7 protein-coding genes are annotated in these 9,675 nt (G+C 47.3%); all 7 read left to right on the top strand.

The features are described from left to right. Nucleotides 1-248: 248 nt before the first annotated feature. On the top strand, nt 249-1,463 hold the full coding sequence (locus H5073_RS17360; protein ID WP_182680822.1) for a pyridoxal phosphate-dependent aminotransferase: 1,215 nt from the start codon (nt 249-251) through the stop codon (nt 1,461-1,463). A gap of 129 nt (nt 1,464-1,592) precedes the next feature. Next, the gene (gene yfbR / locus H5073_RS17365; RefSeq protein WP_182680823.1) at nt 1,593-2,180 is read left to right on the top strand and encodes a 5'-deoxynucleotidase; all 588 of its coding nucleotides are present in this window, start codon (nt 1,593-1,595) and stop codon (nt 2,178-2,180) included. Between the two features lie 132 nt (nt 2,181-2,312). Next, a complete protein-coding gene (locus H5073_RS17370; protein ID WP_182680828.1) occupies nt 2,313-3,710 on the top strand; it encodes an anti-phage deoxyguanosine triphosphatase in 1,398 nt (465 codons plus the stop codon). 147 nt (nt 3,711-3,857) lie between these two features. Beyond that, nucleotides 3,858-6,467, top strand: coding sequence for a bifunctional acetaldehyde-CoA/alcohol dehydrogenase (gene adhE, locus H5073_RS17375; protein ID WP_182680824.1), 2,610 nt, complete (start codon nt 3,858-3,860; stop codon nt 6,465-6,467). A 295-nt stretch (nt 6,468-6,762) separates the two neighbouring features. Continuing rightward, nucleotides 6,763-8,787 carry a glycoside hydrolase family 97 protein gene (locus H5073_RS17380; protein ID WP_259394946.1) on the top strand — a complete coding sequence of 675 codons (2,025 nt, stop codon included), beginning with the start codon at nt 6,763-6,765 and terminating at the stop codon, nt 8,785-8,787. A 208-nt stretch (nt 8,788-8,995) separates the two neighbouring features. Further along, nucleotides 8,996-9,220, top strand: coding sequence for a hypothetical protein (locus H5073_RS17385; protein ID WP_182680826.1), 225 nt, complete (start codon nt 8,996-8,998; stop codon nt 9,218-9,220). A gap of 13 nt (nt 9,221-9,233) precedes the next feature. After that, nucleotides 9,234-9,675: MFS transporter (locus tag H5073_RS17390; protein WP_182680827.1), on the top strand; the 442-nt coding region annotated here is incomplete at its 3' end.

Below are 9,675 nucleotides of genomic sequence, written 5' to 3' on the forward strand. Positions count from 1 at the left end.
TCCGTAATCCGTAATCCAGCTCATCATAAAAAGTGATAAAAACCATCTTTCACCAGAAAAACAGCATAAAACACTATTTAGCCTTTACTTATTTACCTCGCTTAGCAGATAAATCTTAAAAAATCGCTTAACTTTGTTAACTAGCCCCTTCCTATCAGCGAATTTTTTAGTTATGGTTCTGACACTTATGTTGTTACTGATACTGTTTTCGTGTCGCTAGGCTGCTAGCCATTTTAAAGAGTCCATTCATGCGCCCAATTATCAAATCCAATAAGCTCGATTCCGTCTGTTATGACATCCGTGGCCCAGTCCATAAGGAAGCCCGCCGCCTCGAAGAAGAAGGTCACCGCATCTTAAAGCTTAATATCGGTAACCCTGCCCCCTTCGGCTTTGAAGCCCCTGAGGAAATTGTCAGGGACGTTATTCTCAATTTACCCAGTGCCCAAGGTTATTGTGAGTCAAAAGGATTATTCTCTGCCCGCAAGGCCATAGTGCAGCATTATCAAGCACAGGGCATTTTTGGTGTCGATATCGAGGATATCTACATAGGCAATGGCGTATCTGAGCTTATTATGATGGCGCTGCAAGGCTTACTTAACACAGATGATGAGATTTTAATCCCCTCTCCCGATTACCCTTTGTGGACCGCGGCGGCCAACCTTTCTGGCGGCAAGGCAGTGCATTATCGCTGTGATGAAGAGGCGGACTGGTTTCCTGATTTAAATGACATAAAATCAAAAATCACCCCGCGCACTCGCGGTATTGTACTCATTAACCCCAATAACCCTACGGGCGCGGTTTACAGCGAAGCCTTGCTACTAGAAGTCATTGAATTATGCCGCCAGCACGACCTTATTCTGTTTGCCGATGAGATTTACGATAAGATTTTGTACGATGAAGCCCAGCATGTACCTGCGGCAAGATTGTCTGATGATATTTTAACAGTGACCTTCAATGGCCTGTCAAAAGCCTATCGCGCCGCCGGTTTCAGGGTGGGCTGGATGATGTTGTCAGGCAATTTAAAAGCCGCTAAAAGTTATATCGAAGGCTTAGAAATGCTGTCTTCCATGCGATTGTGCTCCAATGTGCCCAATCAGCACGCCATTCAAACCGCCCTTGGGGGTTATCAGTCCATTAATGAGCTGATATTGCCCAATGGCCGCTTAACGGTGCAGCGCGATGTGTGTTTTGATTTACTCAATCAAATCCCTGGGGTGAGCTGTAAAAAGCCCAAGGGGGCTTTGTACGCTTTTCCAAAGCTTGATATGAAAAAGTTTAACTTACGCGATGATGAACGCTTAGTGCTTGATTTACTTAAGAGTCAGAAAATTCTTTTGGTGCACGGCAGCGCCTTTAACTGGCCAGAGCCGGATCATTTAAGGGTGGTCTTCTTGCCCCACAAAGAAGACTTAACCAAAGCGCTTACAAGCTTTGGCGAGTTCCTTGCTGATTACCAACAGTAAGGCGATTGGCTTTACGTGATTAGCTTTAAATTCACATAATGCGTGATAAGCGACTCAAAAGAGTCGCTTTTTTTTTGCCGCCGCGCCATGATAAGCTCAGCACCATGCCTATTGGAATAAAGGAGTCCCATGAGTCATCTATTTGCCCACCTCGCCCGCATGAAGCTGATTCAGCGCTGGCCATTAATGCACAATGTGCGCCGAGAAAACGTGCAGGAACATTCACTGCAGGTAGCCATGGTTGCCCACGCGCTAGCCATCATCAGCAATAAAAAGTTTGCCACCCATCTTGATGTGAATAAAGCCGCCACCATCGCCATTTTCCATGATGCCAGCGAAATCCTCACCGGCGATTTACCGACACCGGTTAAGTATTTCAATAAAGAAATTGAAGCCGAATACAAGAAAATCGAAGCCATCGCCGAGCAGCGCATGTTAGAAATGGTGCCAGAGGAATTTAAACCAGACTACTTAAGCTTGTTTGACAGCTCAGCCGCCGATCCCCAATACAAGGCTTTAGTAAAGTCTGCCGACACCCTTTGCGCCTATCTTAAGTGTTTAGAAGAACAAAAAGCCGGTAACAGCGAGTTTAATAGTGCAAAACTGCGCCTTGAAGCTATATTAGAGGCGGATCCTAATCCTGCGGTTACGTTTTTCAGGGACTGTTTTATCCCAAGCTTTACCTTAGATTTAGATGAAATTAACCAGATGCTATAGGGCTATGCCCGGATATGTTAAACAACAGCGCGCAGCCCGGATATGTAAAATAACAGTGTGCAGCTTGTGTATGTTAATGAATAACCGAGTGAAGCCTTTATGCCTAAACCTACTGATCCCATTTCTAATAACATGACCACAAAAGTCATAAGTATCGATATCGCGCAGCCTGACAACCCTGTCCCTTCGGTGTTTAGCCCTTGGCATGAACGGCCTTTAGCGGAAGACAAGCAAAGACGCAATGATCATCGCAGTCCGTTCCAGCGAGACAGAGCGCGCATTCTGCATTCCGCGGCCTTTAGGCGCCTGCAAGCCAAGACTCAAGTGCTCGGCGTTGGCATGAATGATTTTTATCGCACCCGCTTAACGCACTCATTAGAAGTGTCGCAAATTGGCACCGGTATCGCGGCCCAGCTTAAGCGTAAATACCCGCAGCTTAAATTTTTGTTTAATTCCATGAGCTTAATTGAATCCTTGTGTCTCGCCCACGATATCGGCCATCCGCCTTTTGGTCACGGCGGCGAAGTGGCGCTCAATTATATGATGCGCGATAACGGCGGCTTTGAAGGCAATGGCCAGACCTTTCGCATTCTCACCCGTTTAGAACCCTACACCTTGTCCTGGGGGATGAACCTCACTCGCAGAACCTTGCTCGGCGTGCTTAAATACCCCGCGATTCACTCGCAGCTGTATGTGGATCAACACTCAGTGCCGCCAGCAAACCACAGGCAGCTGAAACCGTCACAATGGACGCCGGTGAAAAGCATATTCAATGATGATAAAGATAATTTAGACTGGGTATTAGCGCCGTTAACAGAAGATGACAGACAAAGATTTATGGCCCAAGCACCGCTGCCCAATAGCGGCGGTTATCCCCATAAAAAAACGGCCTACAAATCCTTTGATTGCTCGATTATGGAGCTGGCCGATGATACAGCCTATGCGGTGCATGATTTAGAAGATGCCATCGTCATGGGCATAGTGACAAGGGCGCAGTGGGATTGTGATGTCGCTGCGCCGCTGGTGCATAACCCAGACCCTTGGGTCGCCAAAGAGTTTGCCACCATAGGCAATAAACTATTTTCAAGCGAGCACCACCTAAGAAAAGATGCCATTGGCACCTTAGTAAACGGCTTTGTTACTGCGATAGTCATTGAAGAAAACCCGCAATTTAGCGAAGTATTACTCAAATACAATGCCAAGCTCGAGCCTGGTTTTGCCACTGCGCTTGAGGTGCTAAAACAATTTGTACTGCGCCATGTAGTGCGCAAGCCTGAAATACAAATGCTGGAATATAAAGGCCAACAAGTGGTGATGCAGCTATTTGAAGCCTTTGCCAGCGATCCTGAGCGTTTGCTGCCTCTTAATACCCAAAGTCGCTGGCACCAAGCCCGTGCAGAAGGCCAAGATCCTATGCGAGTCATTGCCGATTATATTTCAGGGATGACAGATGAATTTGCCGGCCGCTTACACCAACAGTTATTCAGCCCTAGGTCTGCTGGGATGATGGATCTTGGCCAGGAGTACTAAATTGTCGTAATTTTATTACACATAAGTGGTATTTTGCGCAGACTGTCACAGATTTTTGCGCAATTTACCTGTAACTTTCAACCATAGAGAGATTAAAGAAGATTTTGCAAATTAACACTTTGCTGAATATTTTTAAAGGAAACAACTATGACAGTTACCAACACTCAAGAACTTGATCTTCTAGTAGAACGCGTTGCTAAGGCCCAAGCCGAGTACGCCAATTTCAGCCAAGAACAAGTGGATAAAATTTTCAGAGCCGCAGCCCTTGCCGCAAGCGACGCGCGCATTTCATTAGCCAAAATGGCCGCCACAGAAACTGGCATGGGCGTGATGGAAGACAAGGTCATTAAAAACCATTTTGCCTCTGAATACATTTACAACAAGTATAAAGACGAAAAAACCTGCGGCATTTTAGCCGAGGACTTAACCTTCGGTACCATCACTATCGCTGAGCCCGTTGGCATCATCTGCGGTATTGTGCCCACCACAAACCCAACATCTACAGCAATTTTTAAGGCGCTTATCAGCCTTAAAACCCGTAATGGTATTGTGTTTTCACCACATCCGCGCGCTAAAGCCTCAACCACTACCGCTGCACGTATTGTGTTAGAAGCGGCCATTGCGGCTGGCGCACCTGCTGACATTATCGGCTGGATAGATGAGCCCAGTGTTGCACTTTCAAACCAGTTAATGACCCACGACAAGATTAACTTAATTCTTGCCACCGGCGGTCCTGGCATGGTGAAAGCGGCCTACTCTTCTGGCAAGCCCGCCATTGGTGTTGGCGCTGGTAATACACCGATTGTGATTGATGAAACCGCCGACATTAAGCGCGCTGTCAGCTCAATTTTAATGTCTAAAACCTTCGACAATGGTGTGGTTTGTGCGTCAGAGCAAGCGGTTATTGTGGTTGATAGCATCTATAAGCAAGTCAAAGAGCGTTTTGCCACCCACGGTGGTTACTTGTTATCTAAGTCTGAAACTGCGGCTATGCAAGGGGTTATCCTTAAAAATGGCGGCCTAAATGCAGCTATCGTTGGTCAAAGCGCTGTGGCTATTGCAGCAATGGCCGGCTTTGACGTACCTAGCACAACCAAAGTCTTGATTGGTGAAGTCACTGACATTGATGAAGCTGAAGCCTTTGCCCATGAAAAATTATCACCGCTTTTAGGCATGTACCGAGCTAAAAACTTCGATGAAGCCATGGACAAAGCCGAAGCCTTAGTCACTTTAGGCGGCATTGGTCACACATCGGGTTTATATACAGACCAAGACACCCAAGATGAGCGAGTGAAGACCTTTGGTTTTAGAATGAAAACCGCCCGCATCTTGATTAACACCCCAGCGTCACAAGGCGGTATTGGTGATTTATACAACTTCAAACTGGCGCCATCACTGACCTTAGGTTGTGGTTCATGGGGCGGTAACTCGATTTCTGAAAACGTTGGCCCAAGCCACTTAATCAATAAGAAAACTGTCGCTAAGAGGGCTGAAAATATGTTGTGGCACAAGCTTCCATCTTCTATCTACTTCCGCCGTGGCAGCTTACCTATTGCCCTTGAGGAATTAAGTGACAAGAAACGCGCCCTTATCATCACAGATAGATTCTTATTTAATAATGGTTACTGCAACGAAACCTTGAAGATCCTTAAGGCTCAGGGCTTAGAAACCGAAGTGTTTTATGATGTTGAAGCCGATCCCACCTTAGGGATTGTACGTGAAGGCGCTAAAGTGGCGCAAAGCTTCCAACCCGATGTGATCATCGCCCTAGGCGGCGGCTCACCTATGGATGCCGCAAAAATCATTTGGGTCATGTACGAGCACCCAGAGGTTGACTTTGCTGACTTAGCACTGCGCTTTATGGACATACGTAAACGTATTTACAAGTTCCCTAAAATGGGCGTAAAAGCCAAAATGGTTGCGATTCCAACCACTTCTGGTACGGGTTCTGAAGTCACGCCTTTTGCTGTGGTCACCGATGAAGTGACTGGCAAAAAATACCCCATCGCCGATTATCAATTAACCCCGAACATAGCGATTATTGATCCTAATCTGGTGATGGACATGCCAAAATCATTAACCGCTTTTGGTGGGATAGATGCCGTCACTCACGCCCTTGAAGCTTATGTGAGCGTGATGGCGAACGAGTACAGCGATGGTCAAGCACTGCAAGCCTTAGACTTATTATTTAAGTATTTGCCTGACTCTTACTTACTTGGTGCCAAAGCGCCTGTGGCCCGTGAGAAAGTGCATAATGGTGCCACCATTGCTGGTATCGCCTTTGCTAACGCCTTCCTAGGTGTGTGTCACTCAATGGCCCATAAATTAGGCGCTGAGTTCCACTTACCCCACGGTTTGGCCAATGCGTTATTGATCAACAACGTTATTCGCTTTAACGCCACCGACATGCCAACCAAGCAAGCGGCGTTTAGCCAATACGACAGACCAAAAGCCTTGTGCCGCTACGCTGCCATTGCCGATCACTTAAAATTAGGTGGAAAAACCGATGCGCAGAAAGTCGAGAAACTGCTTGAGAAAATCGATGAGCTCAAGAAGACGATTGGCATTCCTGCATCTATACAAGAAGCGGGCGTCAACGAAGCCGACTTCATCGCCAAGTTAGATGAACTTGCAGAAGACGCCTTCGATGATCAATGTACTGGTGCTAACCCAAGATACCCCTTGATAAGTGAGCTTAAAGAATTGTTACTGGCCAGCTTCTACGGCCGTAATTACCAAGATGACGTGCAAAGCTAAACTCGTAGCCCATACACGGTTGTCATCTTATCAATGACTGTTAATCTAAGCCTCAAGCCTTGCTTGAGGCTTTTTTATTGTCAGAAACCATCAGCCTGAATACGTATGTAGTAAATTGCCCCTCTTGGCGTGGGAGAATATATTGGAGCCATAAAAATAATATTCAAGCCAAGGATGCCATACAATGGGACTCAACAGATTACGCTTACTTTCACCCTCAATATTCAATGCACTCTCCTTCACTCAAGTTCACCCTGCTGCCAAGCTGACATCACCTCAGGCATGTTGCCAAAGTATGGCCATTATCGCAGCGCTCGCAACCTGTTATGCCCCTTTTGCGCAGGCGCAAACCTTGCAGTTAAGCTCGCCTGACGCTCATATTAAGGTGTTGCTTGCAGATGATAATGCTAAGCCTCACTATCAAGTGAGCTTCCGTGGCGAGACTGTGATTGACTCAAGCCGATTGGGGTTAGTGTTTAAACAGTTAGGCGAACTGGGGCAAGACTTTACCCTTCTAAGCCATAGCACCTCACACCACGATAGCCAGTGGCAGCAGCCCTGGGGTGAGCGTGAAACCGTTGATGACAAATACAGTGCCCTTAGCGCCACCTTTTCCAATGGCACACTGAGTTTTGAAATTGAATTTAAAGCCTTTAATGATGGTATTGGTTTTCGCTACCGAGTGCCTAAGCAATCGGGTCTTGAGGAAGTTACACAGCTTGACATCACCAACGAGCTCAGTGAATTTAACGTCATTGATGCCAAACACGCGAAAGCGTGGTGGATCCCAGGGCGCGGCTGGAATCGCTATGAATACCTGTATAACACCACAAGTTTAGACAAGGTTGATCGCGCCCATACGCCGTTTACCTTTAAAACCGCCAAAGGCACTCACGTCAGTATCCATGAAGCGGCGCTGATTGATTACGCGGCTATGGTGCTAGATCAAGGTCGAGACGGTAAGTTAAAAGCCGATTTAACCCCATGGTCTGATGGCATTTTAGTGAAAACATCACCTGGGTTCACCACCCCTTGGCGTACCATTCAAATTGCAGACAGTGCCACTGGGCTGCTCAATTCTGATCTCATCTTAAACCTTAATGAACCCAATAAAATTGGCGATGTGTCTTGGGTAAAACCCGGTAAATACGTGGGTATTTGGTGGGGCATGCACCTAGGCGAGAATACTTGGGGCAGCGGCGACAAACATGGCGCCACCAGCAGTGAAACTAAGCGTTACATGGATTTTGCATCCCAATACGGCTTCGATGGAGTGTTAGTCGAAGGCTGGAATGAGGGCTGGGATGGCAGCTGGTATGAAAATGGCGATGTATTTAGCTTCACTAACGCCTATAAAGATTTTGATTTAGCCGCGGTCACCGCCTACGGCGCCACTAAAAACGTGCGCTTAGTGGGTCATCATGAAACCTCGGGCTCAGTAAGCAACTATCGCAAGCAAATGAGCGCCGCTTACGATTTATATAAAAAGCATGGTGTCACGCAAGTTAAAACCGGTTATGTGGCCGATGGCGCACAGATCAAAAGAGTGGATGAGCAAGGTATAGTGCGCCACGAATGGCACGATGGTCAGTTTATGGTCAATGAATACCTGCACAGCGCCACCGAGGCGGCTAAACGCGGCATCAGCATCAATACTCATGAACCCATTAAGGACACAGGCCTTCGCCGCACTTACCCCAATTGGATAGCCCGTGAAGGCGCGCGCGGTCAAGAATACAATGCCTGGGGCACACCGCCCAATAATCCTGAGCACACGGCGATTCTGCCCTTTACACGCATGCTGGCAGGGCCGATGGACTTTACCCCAGGGATTTTCAATCTAGCGCCCGAAGGCTTAGATGCGGTGAATCGGGTGCAAACCACCTTGACCAAGCAATTGGCCCTGTATGTGGTGCTCTATAGCCCTATTCAGATGGCGGCCGATCTGCCGCGTAACTACGTGCAGCGCTTAGATGCGTTTCAGTTTATTCGCGATGTGCCAACAGACTGGCGCCAGAGTATCGCTCTGGCGGGGGAAGTGGGCGACTTTGTCGCCATTGCCCGTCAAGCCAAAGCCAATGACGAATGGTTTATCGGTGCCCTCAGCGATGAAAACAGCCGTGAATTACGCCTTAAGTTGGATTTCCTCGATAAAGACCGCACCTATCAAGCACAGATTTATCGCGATGGCCCTAAGGCTCATTGGTTAACCAATCCCTATGATTATGTGATTGAAACCAAAACCTTAACCGCGAAAGACAGCCTAACACTGACCCTTGCGGCCAGTGGCGGCGCCGCCATTCGCTTACTGCCCTTATAAATCAGCTTTTCAGTCAGCGTTTAAGTCACTGCATGGTCAGCATTGGCGCAGCAAACACGATTGTTTGCTGCGCCAATTTTTTTCAAGGCAATTGTTATCAAAGCTTGGGATATGTTGCTAAAATTCGATGAATACGTATGTAGTCAGTTGTGCCAAAAAACCACTCGAGGCAGTATTAGCCCTGTTATACCAACCTCAGGCTCTGTTTGTGGAATTTGAGGGTTTTGGCTTTAGGTCTGTCGTTTTTAAGTCTATCGATTTAAGTCTTGGCTTTTATGTCTTTGGCTTTAGATCTTGGGCGAATACCCGTCTTAGGGGATGTGTATTCGCCCTTTTTTTAGCTGAATTTTCCGTTTTATTTAATGCCACTGGCCGTCAGCGTTCGCTGATGGGACAATATGACCCGCACAGTCATAAAAAAATAGCACAATAATAAAGGACTTCCGATGTCTACTAATAATTCACCTGCTAGCGTCCGCCCGGAGCTGCATTTCTGGCAAATTTTCAATATGTGCTTCGGCTTTTTGGGGATACAATTTGGTTTTGCACTGCAAAATGCCAACGTCAGCCGCATTTTTCAAACCTTGGGTGCGGATATGGATACCATCCCTATTTTGTGGATAGCCGCGCCATTAACTGGCCTTATCGTCCAGCCCATCATAGGCTATTTAAGTGACAACACTTGGAACCGCTTCGGCCGCCGTAGACCCTATTTCTTGATTGGCGCCATACTCACCACTCTCGCCCTGTTTATCATGCCCCACTCGCCCACCTTATGGATTGCCGCTGGCATGTTGTGGATAATGGATGCCTCAATCAATATCGCCATGGAGCCGTTTCGCGCCTTCGTGGGTGACAATTTACCTAAAAGCCAGCGCACTCAAGGGT

Origin of the sequence: Shewanella sp. SR44-3 (genome assembly GCF_014163735.1) — a bacterium.
In the GTDB taxonomy this organism is placed as follows: domain Bacteria; phylum Pseudomonadota; class Gammaproteobacteria; order Enterobacterales; family Shewanellaceae; genus Shewanella.

Coding starts and splice junctions, on each gene's coding strand:
- H5073_RS17380 (WP_259394946.1), top strand. CDS start 6,763: ATGGCCATTATCGCAGCGCTCGCAACCTGTTATGCCCCTTTTGCGCAG.
- H5073_RS17370 (WP_182680828.1), top strand. CDS start 2,313: ATGACCACAAAAGTCATAAGTATCGATATCGCGCAGCCTGACAACCCT.
- H5073_RS17360 (WP_182680822.1), top strand. CDS start 249: ATGCGCCCAATTATCAAATCCAATAAGCTCGATTCCGTCTGTTATGAC.
- adhE (WP_182680824.1), top strand. CDS start 3,858: ATGACAGTTACCAACACTCAAGAACTTGATCTTCTAGTAGAACGCGTT.
- yfbR (WP_182680823.1), top strand. CDS start 1,593: ATGAGTCATCTATTTGCCCACCTCGCCCGCATGAAGCTGATTCAGCGC.